Here is a 21,421-nt window from a genome sequence, read left to right on the forward strand (position 1 = left end):
ATCAATTACTGCCATGAAATACTGTAGTTTTTTACTCATCCTTCTTGTCTCCGCGTTTCTGACTTTATCGGCACAAGGCCAGCCATGCACAGGAGTTACATATTCAACGAACTGCGACAAAAGCATTGAGAGTCCTATCGTTGCCGATACTGTCTTCCCCTATGGTCAGTTCGATGACTATTTCGTGGGTCCTCTAAACGATGGAGAGCCTGATTACTGTAGATTCCTACAAACATTTTCGGATTTGGGATTCAATTTCATTTATAACTATGAATCGGGAATGGGCGATGCACTGATCAAACAGTTCTTCGCGGCGAATCATGGTGATGGTTCGCCGGTCGCTCGCAAAGGTATTCTGAGTGCAGAGCCGATTTTATCCGAGAAATGGGTAGGCCATTACAACAATGGCGGCTCCATCGGACCAACTGAGTTCAAATACTTCCTCGCATCGAACTGGACCGGTGATGCGGCGTATGACACGAGATGGAATTGGGCTACAAGGCCAAGTACAAATTCTACACATCCGGACCAACTTGGCCAAGAAGTTTATTTCAAGAAATCAGTAGATGTCATAAGCCCAAGTGGTAATTTGCTTGAAGACTTACAAACTGATCCGTCGTCAGTTAATGGCTACGGGGATGTTGGAAATCCAAATGGTTACACAACTTCGCTACAGGTTGCTGGTGGGACCAATACTGCAACCACCAATGTGGTAATCTGCGACTTTGTATTTAGACTCTACGAACCAGATTACCCTTCAATGTCTACAGACGATCAACCTGCATATCGCGTAGATTATGTCGCAACCTTTGCAGACGGACATTCGAGCACCGTTGCTCAAAGTAATATTACTCCTGAGTATTATTGGCAGTACGTAAATCAGAAGAATCTACCACCTTCAACAGCCTCGTCATTTGTATGGGGTGCCAATAGTTACCCTCGGAGCGCTGCGGATTTCATCAATACTGAGCAGAACTGTATTCGATACTTCCCATTGTGGAATAATGTAGACAGAGGGGCGTATGATCCTACGCAATGGAAAAAGTATGCGCTTGTACGGGCCGTAATCGATCTGGGCCAAGGACAGGGATTTAAAAACGATGCACTTAATCAATTGGCATCCCCTGACAACTTCCATCATATTGTTCATATTGAGTGCAAAGTAGTCCCGATCTCCCCTAATGGCATCTTCATCCGAGGTTTGCGTTTCCGTTCACAGATGGGCGATGATCTTCTTCGTGGAAAACTCTCATCCCAACTGCGGTCTGATTTTCAGACCATCCAACGCAGCTTTCAGGGATATACTTCGCCGGCAGATCACTCTAATATGAATAGAGATGCGAGTTCCGACACGTGGTCCCGATTGCCGGGAATCCAAGGGTGCAATGAGTGTACGTTACAGACTTGGCCCGCATTAGCATATATTGACCAACAGTTCAAGAAGTTTAGCCGGGGGAAGAGGATATACCCATTCATCGTCGACAACTTTGTGTTCTCTCAATTTGACAAATGGCGAGCAGTGTATGAGGATGTGACTGGTGAACTCCCACCTTCACTCATTCCCGAATGTGACCGCACGAATGGGACTGCTCCACTTGCAGCCAATGGGACAACCAATGGGTCGCCAAGATTCGAAACGCAAGGATACCCGAAGGACTTGATCCCCAAGAATATTTCCGATGTTTCTGATTTCACTCTTTTTGGGTTCCCCATTCAGGGGTACGACGTTTATACAAAGCGATGGATTCCGCATTTGGACAACTGTCTAATGATGTCTGGGGAGGGTGAGAACGCATTCGCCGACCCAGGACACGGCAGACGGGTTGGTACTTGGATTGGCGGTATATGGGAGATATTTAGCTTCAAGAAGTGGCATACTCCAGTAAAGGACTATGGTACCGTCAATGCTACCACTGGACAAGTAGCATCGAGTTCGCTGAGAGGCAAACTCATGGACTTGATCGTCAATGGTAATACATGTTGGACTGATCTCCTCACGAAGAATTCGTTCTCACTGAATGATCTGATGAATGACGACCAATGGAAGTCTCCGTCGGCACCCGTTACTGTGACGATCCCGGAATCAACTGCGCCCGGAGGTGAATTCACGACGGCAAACCAGTTTGTTCCTCGGGGTTCTTTTGCTGTAACAAATGAATTCAGACAAGTTACCGGTACTGAAATTCGGGCAATGGGTTGGGGAACACTGGCAGAAGGTGCAAAAGGTATTGTATGGAATACCTTCTTGGCCCAAAATGGCGAGGAGATCGGAGTTCTAGGTGGTGGAGCTGCTCACCACTATGATTGGTGGTTCGATAACCTCGGTTGTGATGACATTGCACACCAGTTTGGTGGACCAAATATCTATGCCAGAAATTTGTTCTGGTTGGGTTCGCAACCAACCGACGGGAAAGGAACAATCCCCGAAGCAATGTATGAACGCTGGGCTATCCAGAAAAAGAATAACGGCCAGTTAGTACAGGGCCCCGTCTATATTGAACGGGACGCCACAACCCATAAGTTTCCAAGTCTCAATAACACGTTACTTGCTGCAACTGTACATGATATTGATGGTAATACAGGCTCACAATCGAAAACGCTCGAGGATTGGATGAGTTTTCTATTCGATTATCAAGCCGATCCGATTACTAAGGGAAGTCATACAGATTGTTATTCTAATTATAAATTGACAGCGGATGGAGTTGTGGCTGCGTATGTAACGACCCACGATAATCTGTTTCCGAGCAATAAGATCGATGACGGATCTGCCGGAAGCTGGGAAATCGTACTTGCTGCGTCACCGGATGAGCCTCGATGGAAAGCAACTTTTACATCAATAGCTTCATGTGGGTCAAACGACGATATTTATTGGCCTAAGTCGAGATATTCTCATGACTTCATGGCGCTCCCAAAGACATATCTAGGTGCAAGCGACAAGTACGACGGAGTCAAGCGGTTCTCTGACGACATCAGGCCAGTCATGAAATACTTCAAGGGCTTTGAACGTATCAATACGGTCTTGCTTAACAATATGCTGGATGATGACGTGCTCTCGATGCAACAGGGGTTCCCAATCGACCACGACAATGTAGTAAGTCGTAAGGTAAATAATCATAAGGACAATAATCCAACTACTTACACGTACACATTTCCCCATACACTTCAACAAGACGGGATTGCCGGGAAACCGGCCACGGACTCGTATGATAAGAATGCACTCGCGAATCCTGAAATGGGCTATGCAATTGGAGCATTCCGATCTTCCGATCGCAAGGATGCGAGCGAGATCGTCGATTCGACGAAGTATATTGTTGTAGCAAATAAACGCTCGTGGCCCGTATACTATGAAGGTACTGGCACAAGTAAGACAGTGCAGGATTTTCGACCGCTATCAAAAGTCGATGTCACTACGGGCACTTCGATAACCCCACTCCCTGAGGACCAACTTCTGGGTCCTGTGGATACTCGACTTTTCTCGTTCCGGCTCAATCCGACGGCACTCTCAAGCGGCGATCTGACAAATGGGTTTGACTTCAATTATTACAATGTCGCTGACCTTCGAACTGGTCGAAATAAGTTGATCAAATTCGGGGAGCGTTATCTGGGGGTTGTTACAAGCCCGTTCATAGATACATTTGCGGTACTTCTGGACCCGGGTGAGGGAACGCTCATGCGAATTTCTCCGGCGTATGGATACGTACTTGGGAAAGCAAGTGAATTTGGGATGGCATATAACAACGGTCATCGTGTAGCTGAAATCGTTCAGGCTAATGAAGATCATACCCCACCACGTCGTATTGTTGTATGGGAGAATAAGGGAAAGATCCTATATAAACTGACGAATCAGCCCATCGAAACTGGTGAAGAGAACTTTTTCCGTGATGACGATCAACATCCTTCCTCTCAAGTAACCTTCGACTTGAACCACATTGACGGGAATGCAAATCCCACAATGGACGAGGGACACAACCCGTCCGTTGCAACGCGAGGAGATCACATTGCCGTCACTTGGAGTACGTACTACTATAATACTTCGCTTCAGTTGTTCCAAGAAGATGTGTATGCCGTTGAAGGTCAGAAAGGAACGGACTGGGATCATATTAACTGGAGTATCATTAAGAAAATTAACACGACACCCCTTCTGTACCAGGCCGGGCACATACCTGCTCCTTCTATTACGGCAACATCCGACGGCTGGCTGTGCGCATATTCAAACCCAAATCAGGGAATAGTAGCAAAAGTCGTCCGATTCAGTGTAACCCCGAATATTCTGACATTCACCAATGGTACGAATCCTCCGTCGGTAATCTTTGCTGAGGATCAACCTCGGCGATTACTCTCTGTATTCCCATCGGTTGCTTCAATTGACGAGTCCGATCTCATCCCGTCATCTCCGGAGAGATTGCATCTTGTGTGGGAAGAACAGTTGAACGACGGGACCAGCCAGATATACTACCGTAGCCTACTCTATACAGCCGGTATCTCGGGACATATTGATTTGGATAACACGGCTGGAAACTCATCCATCGAACGGGTTAGCAAACTCGCACCATCGTGCGTTCATCACCATCCCAATGTAGCAGTGTCGAAGGACTGCAAGACATTGGATGGTCATCAACGCGAACCCATCGTGACTTGGGAAATGACAAAGCATGAATGTAATGCAGCTACTCAACAATATGTAGATAACGTCTACGTAATGCTCAGAGAACGACTTCAAGGCGGAGGATGGACGTCATTTACATCATTCTACCCTAAAGCAGGGAACTTGCCATTGCCGCTCGTACACTCAACGACAACTCGGACGGGCGCAGCATTTTGCGATATCGATATCAATAGTCCGAATGCCCCACTTGGCAACGGTTTTCACAGCCTCGTATTTCAAGATACATTTGTTGAGCGGATCCACATCATGCGGGATAAATATGATCATGTGAAAGGTGTTGGTCAAAATGAGGGGTGGCTCCATACTCGCCTCTTGGATCATGGAAGATATCCTAACGTAGTGATGCCATACCAACGGACCACTGAGGAACAAGCCACCACATTTACATATCGTGGTATTGATGCTGATCCCGATAATCTCTATGCTGTCGATATTACCGCTCGTAAAAGTGGCATTGAACAAGCCGAGAAGACCAGCACAGTTCAATCCTTTAATGTTCTACAAAAGAATGCGAAATGCGAGGACGGATTAATCTATACAATCGGCGATGGAGGGGCAGGATGCGATTGGTGTACGTTCATTCCGCCTGATACCACTGACTACCCCAGTGACCCTCCGTACGGACACAAAGGAATCGCTACTGTCGGTTGGGCGATGTATGACATTGTACACTCGAATCAACATGTTTATGACAGTTACGACAGCACTGTCGTCCGTTGGCCGACTACGGAGGATTCGGTGCGAACGAATTATTTCCATGTCGATTCAACGACTCGTCTCTTTATGGATCGCACACTTGTCACAACAGATTCTACTGCGCTCGACTCATTGTTTGACTCCCCCGACACGTCTCGGTATGTTGACATTGAGCTGGTGTTGAAGGATTCGGCTACGCACGCAATGGTCCAGAGTATTGAGAGAGTTCATATTACTCCCTTGAATACAACAGCAATTGCAACCAATTCTTCAGCACCGTGCAATGGCATGGTCGTAAATATGTTGCCTCCGCCACCGCCTCCGATTCCACCGCCGGGACCCGGTAGGCATATCAATATGCAATTGCTAACGCCACCTTCCGGTGCCGGTTACCTGACCTTGATTATCAAGAAGGACTCCGTAACTTCGGCCGCACTTGTGCAACGGCAAGGGGTCGGTACGCACTTTGATGCTTCCGGCTACATTCCTCAACTTCCTGACTCCTCAACGTCGTTCAAAAGGATTGAGCCAAAGGGTAGTAATACAGTCTCTCGTACGGATAGTATAGTAATCAGTGTTAATCCGAATCCTTTCCATAGGAAGACAACCGTACATATTCAAGTGCCCAAAAACGTGCCGATGCAGGTCACACTCTATGATGCGTTAGGTCGTATGGTGCGGACATATTTTGAAGGAGTGACAGAACGATCAGCCTACGATATCGATGTGTTGGGTGAAAGTATGGCTACCGGACGGTACTATTTGAGAGTGCAAACAACGAATTATGTCAAGACCGGCGTACTACTATTAAATAAATGATCTCAGTAGTCATAACCCGATTGTTTAGTCGTACGATCTACCAATAACAGACCAAATTCGGTAAACAAGAAAAACAATCATTACAGAACAGCCCGGAATGGTTTCTTCCATTCTGGGCTGTTCTAATATTATCCATCATGTACAAGTTGTCATGAGCAATTGGAACGCCAATATCAGACTTTGGAGGTACAGTATACTTACTCTCCATTCAAGGTACATTTACATAGTCAGTTTCAATACTCATTGAAGTTGGCATCTTAGGTTCTATTGCAAGTAAGAGTTCTGTCGTTACCTGCTTGATTTCCTTGGCCGATCGCTTCTTCGATACAAACGCACTCACTTCATCGGGCCACTCCTCGGTCATGGTCCCAAGGTTCTGCTGACCTCTCGTGCGTTCCTCGATCTCCCGGTTGAGCCTGATCCGCAATGCCATCCCTTCGAGATAGTCGTCTTCGAACTCCTTCGGTGACTCTGTCTGGGTCTGTCCTCGCTTGCGTACCGGTACCGGCTCCAGTAACACCCGCTTCCCACCGATCATTGTATAGTGGTTTCCGCCCACTGTAACGATCTCGATCCTCGTCCCGAGGTTGATCTCGACCGGTACCTTGCAGTACACCCCGTCGCTGACGCGTACCTGCCGCCGGTTCACCTTCCGCCAGACCGAGCTGCTGAACAGTAACTCCGCCTCCTTCGGGGGATACGTCGCCCCTGTGAGTGCAGGATGAAAGATCTCCCATCGTTTCTCATCCTTGCGCTCCGGATGGCGGGACGTATTGACTTGTATGAGCCACCGCTGTAATAACCGGTTGATCTCCCTGAGTGTGAAGATCGTCCCTCGCTTGTAGGAGAGGAATAGCTCCGTCTCGAAATCCTCTTTAATGTAACGGATCATTCGTTCGACCTTCCCACGAGCCTGTTTATTCGATCCCGGCTGCCGATTCCCCTCGGTATCGCGGATCGTACTCCCAAGGACATGACCGATCCCGAGTTTGCGTATCCCTCCCCGAAACGAGGCATTGCGAAAGGCAGAGCCTCGGTCGGTATAGAGCGTTCGTGGCTGTCCCTGGAGTAAGGGAATCGGGACGATCTCACCTGTATCGGTATCCACCCGTGTTTTCTCTTTCGTGGTCTGGAGGAGGAAATGCCGTGCTAACGACGCACTTTCCCCCTTGACTAGGTAATAGCGGGCATAGGCGACTCTCGACGAGTCGTCTATCGAGACGGCGATCCAGACCCGCTCCTGTCTGGCATTGGCTCCTTTTGCCGTTGCGGTCCGTAGAAACGATACCCCGTCTTTCCTGATATGCTCCAGATAGACACTTCTGGTAAAATCCATCTGTATCATCGCCAGCGGCTCCGTCCGTTCGAAGCGGGTAAAGTAGGACTGTGATTTGTTTTTGAGCCGTTGACGACGGATCGAGGCTGATATCTGGTGGTAGGTGATCTCCTCGGGAAGTTGTTTCTGGTCCTTGAGGGCCCGGATCGCTACCGAGGTGGATGCCATCCGTGTATTGGAGGCATGTTCGATCTGATAGTCCCAGACGAGCTTTCCTAACGTATTGAAATAGTCGATCCGGGTCTGTTCCTTCCCACTCAACGAACGGGGACGGACTTTCAGGTTCAGTACCCGCATGAGGGCTCCGTAGGTATAGCCGGAAGTCTTACAACCCCGCTTGATGACTCGTTTGCGCTCTGGGACGGTTGCTGCTCCCAGATAGGCGGTTCGGATACTTTCCAGTAAGATGGGATCAATGGTTCGGCGTGGCATAGGTACGTGTTCTTCTGGAGGTGGTTCGTTCGTGCTGCCATTGGGTATAGACCTCACTCGTGATCTGTTCGAGTCCGAGTCGTCTGGTGAAGCGTTGGAGCTCCTTCACGGTGGTGACGATCTGGGTCGAGGATGGAAGCTGTTCGAGCGCACGGATGACTGAGGGGTCGAAGACTCCGCTCGACCCCGGGGCGGCGGACTCGATAATCGCAGTTACTTCACCCGTTGTCAGTGGGCTCGTCACCTCCAGTACGATGGAGGTGGTCTGGAGGGAGGCGACCGGTGTACCCCGTTCGGTGATACAGAGGATCGAGGGGATACCGAGCGGCTGACGGTCGATCGTATGCTCGGAGAGGATCGAAAGGATCTTGTATGCCTTGATTCTCAGTATCTCCGTATGCTCGAACAAAAAGACCGGGATGACCCGGTCGTGATGGAGTTCTTTGAGGAGTTTCCCGAAGTAGAACTGTACATGTTGCAGGAATGAGACCGGAGGCCATCCGAACTCCTGGAGGACCTGCCGCATGACGTTCTCGGGGGTCATCTTATCGCTGACCGGAAAGGTGATGTTCGGCAGGATATGGAGGGTATGATCTTCGCTGTGGGTTGGTTGTACGATATTCTTCCCTCGTTCGACCCTGATCAATGCATCGAGGAGTGAACGGATGGCGGCGGAGCGGCCTCGGAGTTCGATGTTCTGGCGGTTCTTCAGGGCTGTTCGGATCTCCGAGGAGAGTAACGGGTAGCCCGGTGGTTGTAGTGGCTTCATCATAGCAGGTTGTGTAGTGAAAACGGCGATCCAGTGTCCGAATCGCCCAAATATGGGCACACACAAGCGCTTTTGAGACCTTTGGTTCGGGAGAAATAGTACCTATGCACCAAAGGGGAATTTGGGGTAGTTCCGCAGAACAATCGCTATTGAACAAAACGGTCGGTATGGTTGGTATGGATGTACTCCGGGCCATACCAGATTTTCGTAACGAGCCACTGTTCATAGAATAAGAGCCATAGCCCGATCCATGGAATGATATAATCCCGATAGAAGAATGGGGTCGAAGGGTGTATCGCTCGGGGTTGGTAGACACAGAGTGACCCGTCTGCTTTATACACGTGTTTAGACTTCTTGTGAATTGCAGGAGAGAGCACCACAATGCGCGGTGGCACTCCCTCCCGAATCTCGACTTTGATCTTATACACCGGCGAATGTAGAGATGGCTGTATTTCCCCTTTAAGGATGTATCTGCCATTCCTGCGTTGCATAGTAAACCCTTGATACTCCCGCACCACGAGCAGAAGATCGAGGTACAAATTATTTTTTGGTGTCGGAATCGCCATATTGTAATACATGTGGGATAGCTCGTCCTGTACCGCCAATAGCGATCACACCGGCGGACGAAATTGTTAGTGCCTTCCGACTTGCTGCTTCTGCAAATTCTTTGGCCTTCTCACCTAGCCCATGTTTCTTTTTCGGGAATGTATCGATGAACAGGTCGTCACCATTCCAAATATCGATCGTCTCCTGCTCGCCACGACACAACAGTGCGCGCTCCGCAGTCGTGAGTGCATTGTTCAGACGGGACTTGAACTCCCGATAATCAGACATAGACCATGACCGTGAAATGACTTCGCGCTCATATAATTCTTCATCGATAGAAGGGTTCGATAGCTCCGGCACGTTGTCATGTTCATCAAGGAATGCACAGATCTTACGGAGCGTATCGACAAATGCCTCGTTGAGCGAATCGGAAAAAGCCGGGATATGCATCCCAACGAGCGTTAAAAGAATAATGGACTTCGGAGACCCTTCATCGCCGTAGCGCAAGTTTCGCCACCATTTGAAGAGACGGACAACGCCATAGAAATACCCGCCGGAATACTTCTGACGCTCGCGGCAATACTCGATCAACCCCTTCGGATGTGACAGGTGCCAGTCGTTCGCGACTTCAATCGGATCGCTGTTCTCTGACAATCGATTGGCCGGTGTGATATCGAGATGAAACTCGTCGGCATAATCGAGTCGTACGCAGTGCTTTTTCTGGATGATTTTGTCCTTGTACGTACCATGTGTTGACAAAACCGCTGCGATAGATGCAATCACATCCTCGCCGGCATCCTTCATCGATTCCAAATCCAGAACGATAACAACGTCGACGTCGAATGACCCATCGTTTTGTGGTTTAACCGCAGTATCGGATGCATAGGAACCTTGAAGGAATGTATATGGATTGAGAGCCGAAATCGCTTCCTGGCCTTCAAGCCAGTCCCGCACCGAATTGTGTGCCGACATGATCTTCTGTACTCGCGTATCGTTGAGCGAGATGTTGTCTTTGAATTCTTCGAATGAGTCCTTTAGTACCATGTGTATTATCTCCTTACCGATTTGGCGTTATGAAAAAACGTCTCTGTGTGTCGGTTGCGGTTTTCCGATATGCTGCCTCTGCATACTCAAGATACCGACCGATGTGCTTCGTTTGGTCGAGTTTGAAGTCTGTCGGGAGCACGGGATCAACGCGGAAGTATTGCGTTGGGCCGAGGAGATATTGTGCCGTAAAATCATACCCCTGCGACTGCGCAAGAAATGTCAGGTCGATTAATCGTGTCCGCCACCCCGCGATACCGGAGAAGAGATTTCCAATGCGGCGTTCGTTAAATTTTGTGTTGCCGGTTCCTACGGACAATACCTCAATCTCTTCGATACCATACCCCATACGAATCGCCTCGGATATTCCAATCAGCGACGGGTTGTTCGCCCACAGACCACCATCGACATGCCGTCCGACACCAGGAATGCGGTGGGTTGGGAAATACGTCGGAGCTGCCGACGTCGACATCGCAACGTCATACATACTTCTCAAGTAGTCCCGTTTATAGGGGCTCGCTTCGTCATATACGTGGTCTCTGGTGTGTCGGGTCTTAAAGACAGTCGTTTGCCCGTCTGTAATATTGATCGACGGGATACACAGTCGGACCAATGAATCTCCGAGAATTCGTTGCTTGAAGACACCACGCAAAGCCTGTGAAAGTGGCGCGCTTGAGTGTTTCGAGAATAAAAGTGGAAATTGACTGATGCGAAAACGTCCGCCCGGACGAAAAATTTTCGGCCCTGCGTCACAGTACATCTTCACCACCTCGGCCATAGGAATTCCCGCGCCTATTGCCAATGCAATAATCCCTCCGGTAGAAGTACCGCAGACAAGGTCGAAATACGTATGGATCGCCGTCCCGAGCTCATCTTCGACAAGTTGCAGGAATTTGGCCGGGATGAGGCCGCGTATGCCGCCGCCATCAATGGTCAGTATTTTCATATCCAGTTTTTCCTTTATTTTCCCGTGGGTAGGTGCCCAAGATTCACTGAGATAATATACGCAAAATTGCAACGCAAAGTAATTTGTACGTGTATGTACTCGTGATCACCTCAAGTGTCTATGGTTGTAACGACCGATTTTTTACAGGTCACTTGTAAAATAATGCAGTTCGACGCCATCTATGTATAGATTTAGATCGGAGGAATATGGATTCTGTACCACCGGGCATTGATTGGAGTAGTCTGTATCATGAACTGCTTGCGGCAGCTCATGTGATGATACGAATGAAAGCATGGGCTCGAGGACATAATACAGACGCACTTCTCATGGGACAACAAGCCGATGATTTCGTCCAAGAAGCGATCACGAACTATCTGGAAAATCAGGATAAATTCGATCCGACAAAAGGTAGTTTGAAAAACTATCTGATAAAATGTGTACTCCGGACGGTTGTTACCGGGAATGCCCGAAGAAAGGAAAATGTGACTAGTGAAGTTGCATCGTATGCCGTCTCCGATGGAATGGATGGCGAAGAGGTCCTTCGTAAAGAGGTCGAACCGTTTGTAAATGCGTATTTTGATGAAGAAATCGATTTTTCGACCATCCAAAACTATGTTAAGAAACAAGTTAACGGCGACGAAAACCTCGTGAATATTTTTCTGGGTCTGTGCGAAGGACTTCCACCTCGTGATATTCAGGCGATGTTCGAGTTATCCGAACAATCATACCACAACGACCATCGTCGGTTGCAAACCGTACTCAGACATACTGTTACCGAGTTCAAACTTACATCACCAGTTTCAACACGCAAATGAACGCACGTCAGGATAGATCTGAATTTATCAATCTGATCGTCGCACAGATTGAACACGTTACGTCCGATAAGGCTCATGCGGATGAGTATCTTCGTGAGGCCGGTCTTGACCCGGATGCAATGGCTGCCGAGGGAATAAAACAGATACGGAAACGGATGCTCCTTGCTTCTAAGGCCCGAACTCTCGGTGCAATGGATGCAGTAGAACATGCAAAACAACGTGCCATCGAATATGTCGATCGGCTGTTGCAGACAGTAGATTTCTCCTTTGATACTTTTCTACAGAACGAACGACCGCGCATGAGCTTTCGAGGTATAGAATCGCTTGATCCGTCTCAAATGCGTGATATAATGATACAGCACTTTACCCTTAAGTTTTCCGATTCGTCAGACGCTGATGACCTCTCAAGTCCCTCTCAATCTAACACTCGCTGAAGTTCGTGCTCGAACAGTCCTCGAAGAATGTGGACTAGATTGTCCTACAGAACTGCCGTTGGAGGATATAGTGCTCGGAAGAGGCGCGTTCTTTCAGGAGGAGACACTTCAAGGCAAAGATGGACAAATCATTACGGTTGGCGACCGATCGGTTATCACCGTACGGCCGGACCTTACACCCGTCGGGAGAAGACGATTTACGATAGCGCACGAACTAGGTCACTATGAACTTCACCGGAATCTCCTGCCCGTGTTCTCGGATTCGGCAGACTCGCTCTTACAGTGGTATCAGGGAAATACCCATGAAAGAGAGGCTAATTGCTTCGCCGCAGAGTTTTTAATGCCGTCAGAACTATTCAGAGCTGAAGCACAACGGGCCTGTGGTACCGACCGTCGTAAGATACGCGAGGAAGGAATTGATCTTCCTGTCGTGATCGATGCCCTGACAGCGACCTTCCGGGTAAGCCAATCAGCGGCCATGTTACGGTATGTAACCCACGGAAATCATCCGGTGATGGCTGTCTACTGCAAGGACAATCAAATCGCGTGGTTCAAAAAGTCCGACGACTTCCCATACTATCTTCGTGGGGTTTGGATAACACCTCCCCATGAAACGATTGCATCTGAGGCGTTCTTAACAGGATCTGCTCCACCGAAGGATCGTCGAAAGCAGGTTGTCCCCAAAAGTGCATGGTTCTTCTCCAATGGCTGGGATAATGACAATGAATTTTTTGAGTACTGTGTGTATGCCAACAAATATGGTTACACGCTGAGTTTGATCTGGGAACGATAGCATCGAATAGCATACTGAACGATAGGCAGTGTATGGACAAATCTTATCCGAAATATCTCGAAGCGAGACGAATTCTCGGAATAATAACAAGTGGGTTGGTGACTGAGATCGATGCGATAACGATTTCCTCTAAGTCTCCAATGGTATATGCGAGTTGTATGGAGGTAACCAAATATAGGCTCGTAGAACTCACCGAGGACGCACTCGACCGCTGGGAGCACGGGAAATACCTCTCTTGCTGCATCCTCGGCAGATCAATCTTCGAGACAGTCTTAAACCTTGAATGGATCAATTATCAAATACAGGACTTCCTCGATGGGAAGCTGTCGCCGGAAGAGATCCACAAAAAGCTAATGCTTGCCACGCATGCCAGCCGGATGGAGGATTCGCCGTTGACGTCGGTCAATATCATGTCGATCATTCAGATGATCGATAAGCGAATGTCGAACGTTGCTGGACACGGAATAACCACGAATGCGCGTGTCTACGGATGGTTTTCTGGGTTCGCACATCCAAATGCCGATGGTGCTTTTCTGCTCTATGCAAAGATCAACAAGAATTCCCTTACAATCGACCTTTCCGGGACAATGCATCCGATACCACCGACAGTAGCTATTGATTTCATCCGATTAAGTCTATCGCTGTTCGAATTAGCATATTCGAATTATGCATTATTATTTCCAGCCTTTGTCCAAAAAAGTGATGAGCTATACGATCACGATGAGGGGTAGAACTGCACGACAGCCACTACAACCTTGCACCCAGTTACATGCAAACCACTCTGTCATATATCGTCTGACAGCCAAGTAGTAAGCGTGTCAGAATATTACAGGTCGGCGGGTGAAAAAAGGATAGTTCACACTACTCATCCTCAATAAAAAAACTGAAAACATTACAGTGCACAGAACATTATCGCGGCCAGTTGCCTCGAGAATCTCGATCCGAACAGTGGGTTCGGGAAGGTGGGACTGTACATGATATAGGTTACCCCTCGCGCAGAATACGCTCGATCTCGGTCGGGGTCTTGCGGTAAGCTCCTTCGACAAAGAAATAGTGTGGTTTCACCTTGAGCGCTTTGGCTATATCGAAGAGCTTCTCGACCGTAACACGGGTTTCTTCACGCTCGATCTCTCCGATATAATTACCGGACGATCCGCACTCCTCGCCAAGGCGCGCTTGCGTCCAGCGTTTCTTACTCCGGAATCCCCGGATATTATCTCCTACGATTGAAGCGATCCTCATCGGGCACTTTTTACCCGTAGACGAGGATTATATTACCCGTCATGACGTGTATTCTCACGCTATGGCTGGCAACATCCGCTCGAATCCCGAGCGCGTCGACGGGCACATTTTAACCCGTCCTCTGTTATCAACGGAACTACAGGGCATCGATTTGTACCCTGACAACATTGAATCTCCCCCCGCCGCTTATCACAGTTGAGGGGTTTATTAATTACGGGATTGGACTCCCTTTACATTATCGATGAAAGAACAACCTATGAAACTACGAACGAGCATTTTGTTCTTTGCCGCGTGTCTGTGTTTGAGCAGCCGTGCATTCGGCCAATCGGGGCCGGACCAACAACAGACGACTCCGGCCGCACCTCAAGGCGATAGCACGAGCGGGTGGAAGATCGTCTATACCTACCCATACCTTCCGGCAGGATATACTCTCGGTGGCCTTCAGTTTCCATCGAAAGATACCGGATATGTCTTCGGCTGGAACGGGGCGAACGCCGTTCTTCTCAGAAGCACGGACCAAGGGTTGACGTGGGATAGTCTACCCACGCCATTACCCGGCGACATCGTGTTTGTTAGTTCGCTCGTAGGCTATGCTTGCGCTCACGACCCAAACGACAAGACCGTTTGGAAAACGATAGACGGCGGCATGAGTTGGCAATCGTTCAATCGCGCTTCAGTTGCTTCCGGCCCAATGACATTCGCATGTGTCGATACAGGAGTAGTGTTTGGGTTTGCGAAGAATGTCCGTACGTCTGACGGCGGCAAGACATGGAATGAGGTGAATGCAGCTATCGGGCTTGCACCGAATGCAGGATGCTTCGGGGATAAGCTAACTGGGTATGCCGTCGGAGCAATGACACCGTACCCCGAGCATTTCGACTGGCCGGATGCGGGGTACTGTGAAAAGTCAACCGATGGAGGGCTCACATGGAAACAAGTGTATACAGGTATTTCCCACGAAATTTGGTGTTGCAAGGCAATCGGCACAGATCTAATTTTCGTGGGAGGGAATGCTTTTGTTGCTCGATCCACAGATGGCGGAGCAAACTGGGGGGATCTCAACCAATCGATCGGCCTAGCAGAAGCCATATCCTTCTCCAGTATTCAACACGGGATTGTAGTTGGAACTGATGGCAACAGCCATGGGATGATTCTTATGACCAATGACACCGGGCGGACATGGCAACCGTCTTACCTACCGAACGCTCCTGCACTATTTGGTATAGCATGTCTAAATGACAGTGTTGCTCTCATTTGTGGAGATGGTATTATCTACCGAACGACCACAGGTGGGCTCCCTTCTGGCGTTCAACAACCGCCGACGATCGATCTGGGTGTGCAGGTCTATCCAAATCCCACCCCCGGAGCCTCTACGATCCAGTACACACTGCCATCGGCGACATCGGTGTCATTCCGATTCACCGATGCGCGAGGGGTCATCGTCTCCATTACCGCTCCACAACTACAGGATGCCGGGATGCACACACAGATGTTCGACGGTTCACAACTTCCTAACGGCGTCTACTACTTTACCCTGTCCACCACACAGGGTATAGCCACTGGTTCGATCACGGTCCAACGATAAGGAGAACCTACACATGAAAACGATCAATCGCGCACTGCGCCTAACGGGAGTATTGTTTATTCTGATATCGCGTATCTTCGTTTCGGAATCGTTGGCACAGATCGTCGTTCCGAAAGGATGGGAGGGTAAGCACAATATTCGATTTATGATGTTCATGGGAGGTAGCGAACAATGGCAGTCCTCCGATACCGCACAGTTACACAAGCAACTCGATTCACTCGGAGTCAACTGGGACGGTGAATGGGGTACTTTCGTCGCAAACCCGGGGTTCAGTAATAGCATTGCAGGCTCGACAACTGCCGGTGTGAGCACGATAGCCCCAGCACCATGGGATGTTGCCCGATTCAAGCAACTCCCGTATTATGCACTTCCGTATCGCATCCCCGACCGATTCTTCACCGGTTTGATGTGGAAATATAACGACGCAAACGGGATCAACCCCGATGCGAGATCATTCAATAACACCTACGACTCGAACGACGTCTCGCCCTATAGTCTATACCCGGCGAAGCATGCCTATGTTATTGACACGTTTCATACCGTCCGTTATGGCGGAGTGGACCAACGCGTCAACTACGGGGACGAAGGAAGAGTGATCCTTGGCATGTCCGATATCCGTGATGCCCATAGTCAGTTCATCGAGTCGAGCAATCGATATTTTTACCCGATACCCGGCGGATACCGTCGCGTACTCCGACCATACGAGATCCCCGACACGAACACGTTCTTTGACTATGCTCGCGGGTTCTCAGTCACAGCAGTATTTAATGTTGCGAACAGCATCGACACGGCGATTGCAAATGGACGACCGACGGACAGCCTTCCATTGGTGCGGTTGCAAGTATTGTTCAAGCCAGGGGCTACCTCTTTCCCGTTGTTTGGGGGGCAGTCAGTATTGCCGATGGTGCCGTACAAGACGTTTGCACAACAAACTAATGCAGGCTGGTGGGTTTTGGTCGACACGATGATCACGAAAAGTATTTACAACTCTCTTGACGATGACTGGCGGGTCCAGGATACACTTGCAAATGGTGCACAGGCCCGTTCGTGGACGTTCAAGCAGTTACATCTTCTGATCAAGAAACTGCCGACGGCACTCCAGTCACTTGCCGATAATGCACAGTTAAACAACGATGATAACTTCCAAAAATTCGGCAATGGAGGAACGGATGCTCTCACATCCTATATCCACCCGGATACGTTAGTGGACCTGAAGAACGATTCAACAACTCGGGCACCAATCCTCGAGATTCGACTCCTTTCGACTTACCGTGATACGGTCCGAGTCCGCTCGCTTGCGTTCGAGGATACGACGGCTGACAAGTTCTACTACCGGAAGATGATCGGGGATACGTCGCATTCGCGCGAGCCGAACGGCGCTATAGGTGGATTCGACGATGTGCTCGATTCCACATTGAAGCAGATCGCAGCAGCGGTTTCGCCCCGTCTTTGGGAGTGCTTCGTTTTCGACCTATGGGCCCCATTCCACCCTTACTCACAACCGGCGTTCGCCCTCATCGATTTTCTCGGCTCGAAGTACCACCTCTATAGTCACATCCACGAGCAGGATATGGGGAATTACATCCTTCATTACCGGCGTGAGAGGCTCAGTTATGATGGGAAAGTACCGTCGATGTATGAAAACATCGCCACCCCATGGTACAACATCGGCGTCTGTCCGGGCGATTATGTCTACTACGGACATACCAACACGATCGCACCCGCGTTAGCGTGGCCGAATACCGCCGATACGACGATGGGTGTTCTCTATACCCGCCGCACGAGCAGCGACCCATATAAATCGTACCGGGCGTTCGATACCCTGAATAACGGGTTGGACTTCCTCAACTCTACTCTCAGGCAGTCGACTCTTATCGCTCATTCCCATCCGAAAGGAAAGCAATTCTCGGTCGAGTTTGGTATCCCCGCATGGGGAGAACAGCATATCGCCGACGGGCACGTGAAAACACCGGCACTCTATTGGGACTCGGTGGCCCATCAGTGGGTCTTCTTACCGAAGAATGTGGAGTGGCACCAACAGATCATGTTCCCCGAGGCCATCTCCGGCTTCACGTATGGAGCTCTTGCGAACGGAATCACTGCGTTCAACGATGCACAGGGGTTCGACAATGCTGGGATGCGAGGAAATGCACCGGGATTGTTGTGCCCCGAGAGCTGGCCGTCGAGTCTTGGCGGTAAGTCAACGTTTCGGTGGTCGCACGATTTTAATTTCGGACATGCGCGAGGTAGTAACAACAGCGACAGTGCGCATGTCGTGTTCATCAACGACACCAACGATGTCAACGGTGGATTCCCTGCGTATTACCTCGGATACTCGAACACATTCCGGACGGTTGCCCGCATCTTCAGCAGGATCAATTCGGCCTACGATACCCTCGCACGGATGACATGGCTCGGAGCGTATACGAATTTCAAAACCGCTCCTGGCCATAGCACCTACTCGACGGCCGACAGCAGCACCGAGGCGAACGCCTTCCTAAAAGTGCTCACAACATCGTCGGTCAAACTCTGGCAACGAGGACGAGGTAAAATATTCATCGACTCGGCCGCCATCGACTCGGCGAACCGTACCTTCGTCGAGGTCGGGCTCTTCTTCGACTCCGTCACGACTGTCCGAAAGAACTATGCCGCCATCGTCGTCAATACGCGCGTCTACCCCTCGATCCGCGACGATGACGACAGCCTGTTCTTTAACAAGGGGTTCGAGGCCAGTAACAAACAAAGCCAACGGGCTCGCTCGATCTACGGCGATATCGACGTTCGGAAAGTCACCCTGAAGATCGATACGACCATGATGCCGGTCTCGATGCGGAGCCGGTACTATGTTGTGCACGATCTCTGGCGTAAGGATACGAACTGGCTTGTCATGCCGGACTCGGCATTCTCGGTGTATATCAAACCGGGCGATGCGAAGTTTCTCTACTTCGAGCCGGGAATCTCCATCCGTGCCTCAACGGGCGCTGCCACGTCTGGAACCGACTTCGCCTACAATAACGGTCGCCGTGTGGCCGAGCGGATGAAGGGGACGCGTACAATCGAAACGTACACTCGCGGCGGCAAACTCTACGTTAGTAACGCCTCTCGGGGACTGGCGAGTGCGTCGATTCAGATCGAGTCCGACGGTGATAATATCGCCACCGGTGGCGAGACACTCCTCGACAACGGGCCGAACTGCGCCCGCCCCTCTGTCTGTGTGGCTCGTAACGACACGGCGGTCGCACTGGTGTACTGGAAAGACAATCAACTCTTTGCTGCATACCAGAGCCATCCCGACAGCGCATGGATAACGAGTTTCGCAGACTTCACCTATAATGCCATCGATACCTCGTCGGGACTGTGGGAAGTGACTCCGGTACTGACTCCGGCATCGAATAGCCTCTGGATGGTAGCGGCTGGCTTTAACGGGGACTCTGCGGCCGGGAAACTCCCCGGTATCGTTGGAGCCCGATTCAAACTCGATACCGTAGGAGGCGTAACGCAGGTCGTCTGGCTCAACGATCCGTTTACCTATCTCTTTCAGGACGGCGTGAAGGACACGACGGACTTCCTCAAATCGGAGTACCCGACCGTCGCGTCACGCCCGATTGACGACAGTTTGTGGCCGATTCGTCTCGCATGGCAGAAGGCCGGGAATATCCTCTACCGCCGGATCAAGTGGAGTATCGACTCGATTCCTCCGGTACTCGATGGGTGGACGATCATTTCCAAGGGGCTGCCGAGCTACTGCACGAATCAGCACCCGAGTATCGCCACTATCGGGTATGAAAACAATACACCGACAGCATGGAAGAATGGGATGCCTACTCCGGTGCCGTCGAACATATCAATCAACGACTACGTCACGTGGGAGTCGCAGATTAATAACACGCCCAGATACTCCTCGAATGGGAAGGCGTTTCCAGTACTTAAAACACGAACGCAGCCGATCAACACCACGAAGGGTTCATGGGCGCGGAGTTTCCTGGTGTTCAAACCCGATACCACTTCGACCGGCAATCGCTATCCGATCGTCACGGCCGAGAACCGGGCATTCGCTGCGAGCGATCTCATGGTTATCGGGCATCCGAGAGGCGTAATGATCACTCCCTTTCTTAACCACGATTATGTCCGGGTGATGTGGCAGAACCCCTCGTCGCACCGTTTGGACCTCGCATCGTGGCTCTGGGGATGGACACGCGGCGGACTTAAGGAGCGGGGACTCGCCCCGTCGCTTGCGCTATCGACCGATAGTATTTCTCACCGAACGCATACATCGAGCGTCCCGCGTTCGATCGTGTTTGTTGGCGAGCAATCGTCCGGCTCCGATAAACAGCTTCGCATCACCAACGGATGGGTGCCATACATCGAAGTGACTGCCCCGATGGTATCTCGGTTGCAATTCTCGATTGACAGTACGGGGGCATCCTCGTGTGCGTCGATCAAAAGCAGCATCGTCGGTGTCGTGCCGGCCGTGACGGTACAGAAGTCCGGCGGTCCGGCCCTCGCTCGTTCGTGGGCGCAGATCGACCTGACCGATCCGACGATCCTCGACGAGAGCTGGCCGACCACCGCCCCGAATCCTATCGAGGTCTATTCCGATACGTTCTCCGTTCAGAGCGGCGACAGCATCCTCGTGCCAAGACGCTACGACCTCAACGACGTAACGGTGATTCGGAACTCGCTCGCGAGTGGAACGGATACGCTCTCGCTCGATCTGGTTCTGCGGAGCTTCCGCGATTCGTCGGTCATCGGGACGGTGGAACATGCATGGATCACCAAGACGGCGATCAACTTCCCCGGCTACGGACTCGATACGAGCTCGACGCGGTATCAGTACACCGGCTCGGCCGACAGTGCATTTATTACACTCGAGGTCAAACGGTCGCAGACCGATAGTCTCGTACACGCCTACATCGAGTACGAAGATAACGACTCGCTGCCGTTGACATCGTACAAGCGTCCGTCGAGTCCGCCGTCGGTCGCTCCGGCTGAACCGCTCGGTGTCTCCATCGTCCCGAATCCGCTTTCGCTTACTGCTGCAGTAAACATTACACTCCCGGTCGAAGCGGTGACGACGGTCGAACTCTACGATATCGGTGGGAAGCGGATGCAGGTGCTCTACTCCGACGTTGCAAACGGCGAGTTGCGCCTGACGCTTGACGGACGCGAGCTACCGAGCGGGACGTATTTACTGCGAGTACAAAGCGGCAATGCAGTTGTCACACGGAAGGTTGAACTGATGAAATAAGCCGTTCGGCATCCGACAAAGGAGGAGGCCGGGACGGAGTTGATGCGTCC

Annotated in this window: 12 protein-coding genes; 7 read left to right on the forward strand and 5 right to left on the reverse strand. The window is 50.5% G+C overall.

The window, feature by feature from the left end; all coding sequences use genetic code 11:
• Positions 1-13 precede the first annotated feature (13 nt).
• On the forward strand, positions 14-6,181 hold the full coding sequence (locus JSS75_01930; GenBank protein MBS1902447.1) for a T9SS type A sorting domain-containing protein: 6,168 nt from the start codon (positions 14-16) through the stop codon (positions 6,179-6,181).
• A gap of 208 nt (positions 6,182-6,389) precedes the next feature.
• Here the strand turns inward: JSS75_01930 and JSS75_01935 are convergent, their stop codons facing one another.
• From JSS75_01935 to JSS75_01950, 4 genes are all read right to left on the reverse strand, one after another.
• Entirely contained in the window at positions 6,390-7,949 is a 1,560-nt protein-coding gene (locus JSS75_01935) for a transposase family protein (protein MBS1902448.1), read from the reverse strand.
• Positions 7,930-8,721, reverse strand: a complete 792-nt coding sequence (locus tag JSS75_01940; protein MBS1902449.1) for a hypothetical protein — start codon at positions 8,719-8,721, stop codon at positions 7,930-7,932. Before JSS75_01940 ends, JSS75_01935 begins: the two co-directional genes overlap by 20 nt.
• A gap of 537 nt (positions 8,722-9,258) precedes the next feature.
• Entirely contained in the window at positions 9,259-10,308 is a 1,050-nt protein-coding gene (locus tag JSS75_01945) for a hypothetical protein (GenBank protein MBS1902450.1), read from the reverse strand.
• A gap of 13 nt (positions 10,309-10,321) precedes the next feature.
• Positions 10,322-11,254, reverse strand: a complete 933-nt coding sequence (locus JSS75_01950; protein MBS1902451.1) for a patatin-like phospholipase family protein — start codon at positions 11,252-11,254, stop codon at positions 10,322-10,324.
• Positions 11,255-11,460: 206 nt separating this feature from the next.
• On the opposite strand from JSS75_01950, the gene JSS75_01955 reads away from it, so the two are divergent.
• From JSS75_01955 to JSS75_01970, 4 genes are all read left to right on the forward strand, one after another.
• Positions 11,461-12,069 (forward strand): sigma-70 family RNA polymerase sigma factor, encoded by a 609-nt coding sequence (locus JSS75_01955; GenBank protein MBS1902452.1) that lies wholly within the window; start codon positions 11,461-11,463, stop codon positions 12,067-12,069.
• Positions 12,066-12,503 (forward strand): hypothetical protein, encoded by a 438-nt coding sequence (locus JSS75_01960; GenBank protein MBS1902453.1) that lies wholly within the window; start codon positions 12,066-12,068, stop codon positions 12,501-12,503. Before JSS75_01955 ends, JSS75_01960 begins: the two co-directional genes overlap by 4 nt.
• Positions 12,466-13,296 (forward strand): ImmA/IrrE family metallo-endopeptidase, encoded by an 831-nt coding sequence (locus JSS75_01965; protein MBS1902454.1) that lies wholly within the window; start codon positions 12,466-12,468, stop codon positions 13,294-13,296. Before JSS75_01960 ends, JSS75_01965 begins: the two co-directional genes overlap by 38 nt.
• A gap of 158 nt (positions 13,297-13,454) precedes the next feature.
• Positions 13,455-14,027, forward strand: a complete 573-nt coding sequence (locus tag JSS75_01970) for a hypothetical protein (protein ID MBS1902455.1) — start codon at positions 13,455-13,457, stop codon at positions 14,025-14,027.
• A 253-nt stretch (positions 14,028-14,280) separates the two neighbouring features.
• Here the strand turns inward: JSS75_01970 and JSS75_01975 are convergent, their stop codons facing one another.
• Positions 14,281-14,538 (reverse strand): helix-turn-helix transcriptional regulator, encoded by a 258-nt coding sequence (locus tag JSS75_01975; GenBank protein ID MBS1902456.1) that lies wholly within the window; start codon positions 14,536-14,538, stop codon positions 14,281-14,283.
• 256 nt (positions 14,539-14,794) lie between these two features.
• Here JSS75_01975 and JSS75_01980 point away from each other — a divergent pair, with 256 nt between their 5' ends.
• The gene (locus JSS75_01980) at positions 14,795-16,123 is read left to right on the forward strand and encodes a T9SS type A sorting domain-containing protein (GenBank protein MBS1902457.1); all 1,329 of its coding nucleotides are present in this window, start codon (positions 14,795-14,797) and stop codon (positions 16,121-16,123) included.
• A gap of 13 nt (positions 16,124-16,136) precedes the next feature.
• The gene (locus JSS75_01985; GenBank protein MBS1902458.1) at positions 16,137-21,371 is read left to right on the forward strand and encodes a T9SS type A sorting domain-containing protein; all 5,235 of its coding nucleotides are present in this window, start codon (positions 16,137-16,139) and stop codon (positions 21,369-21,371) included.
• Positions 21,372-21,421 lie beyond the last annotated feature (50 nt).

It is taken from the genome of Bacteroidota bacterium, from assembly GCA_018266755.1.
Lineage (GTDB): Bacteria > Bacteroidota > Ignavibacteria > Palsa-1295 > Palsa-1295 > JAFDZW01.

Bases quoted from the DNA above. Each gene is read 5' to 3' on its own strand.
- JSS75_01930 (MBS1902447.1), top strand. From the start codon at position 14: ATGAAATACTGTAGTTTTTTACTCATCCTTCTTGTCTCCGCGTTTCTG.
- JSS75_01935 (MBS1902448.1), bottom strand. From the start codon at position 7,949: ATGCCACGCCGAACCATTGATCCCATCTTACTGGAAAGTATCCGAACC.
- JSS75_01940 (MBS1902449.1), bottom strand. From the start codon at position 8,721: ATGATGAAGCCACTACAACCACCGGGCTACCCGTTACTCTCCTCGGAG.
- JSS75_01945 (MBS1902450.1), bottom strand. From the start codon at position 10,308: ATGGTACTAAAGGACTCATTCGAAGAATTCAAAGACAACATCTCGCTC.
- JSS75_01950 (MBS1902451.1), bottom strand. From the start codon at position 11,254: ATGAAAATACTGACCATTGATGGCGGCGGCATACGCGGCCTCATCCCG.
- JSS75_01955 (MBS1902452.1), top strand. From the start codon at position 11,461: ATGGATTCTGTACCACCGGGCATTGATTGGAGTAGTCTGTATCATGAA.
- JSS75_01960 (MBS1902453.1), top strand. From the start codon at position 12,066: ATGAACGCACGTCAGGATAGATCTGAATTTATCAATCTGATCGTCGCA.
- JSS75_01965 (MBS1902454.1), top strand. From the start codon at position 12,466: ATGACCTCTCAAGTCCCTCTCAATCTAACACTCGCTGAAGTTCGTGCT.
- JSS75_01970 (MBS1902455.1), top strand. From the start codon at position 13,455: ATGGAGGTAACCAAATATAGGCTCGTAGAACTCACCGAGGACGCACTC.
- JSS75_01975 (MBS1902456.1), bottom strand. From the start codon at position 14,538: ATGAGGATCGCTTCAATCGTAGGAGATAATATCCGGGGATTCCGGAGT.
- JSS75_01980 (MBS1902457.1), top strand. From the start codon at position 14,795: ATGAAACTACGAACGAGCATTTTGTTCTTTGCCGCGTGTCTGTGTTTG.
- JSS75_01985 (MBS1902458.1), top strand. From the start codon at position 16,137: ATGAAAACGATCAATCGCGCACTGCGCCTAACGGGAGTATTGTTTATT.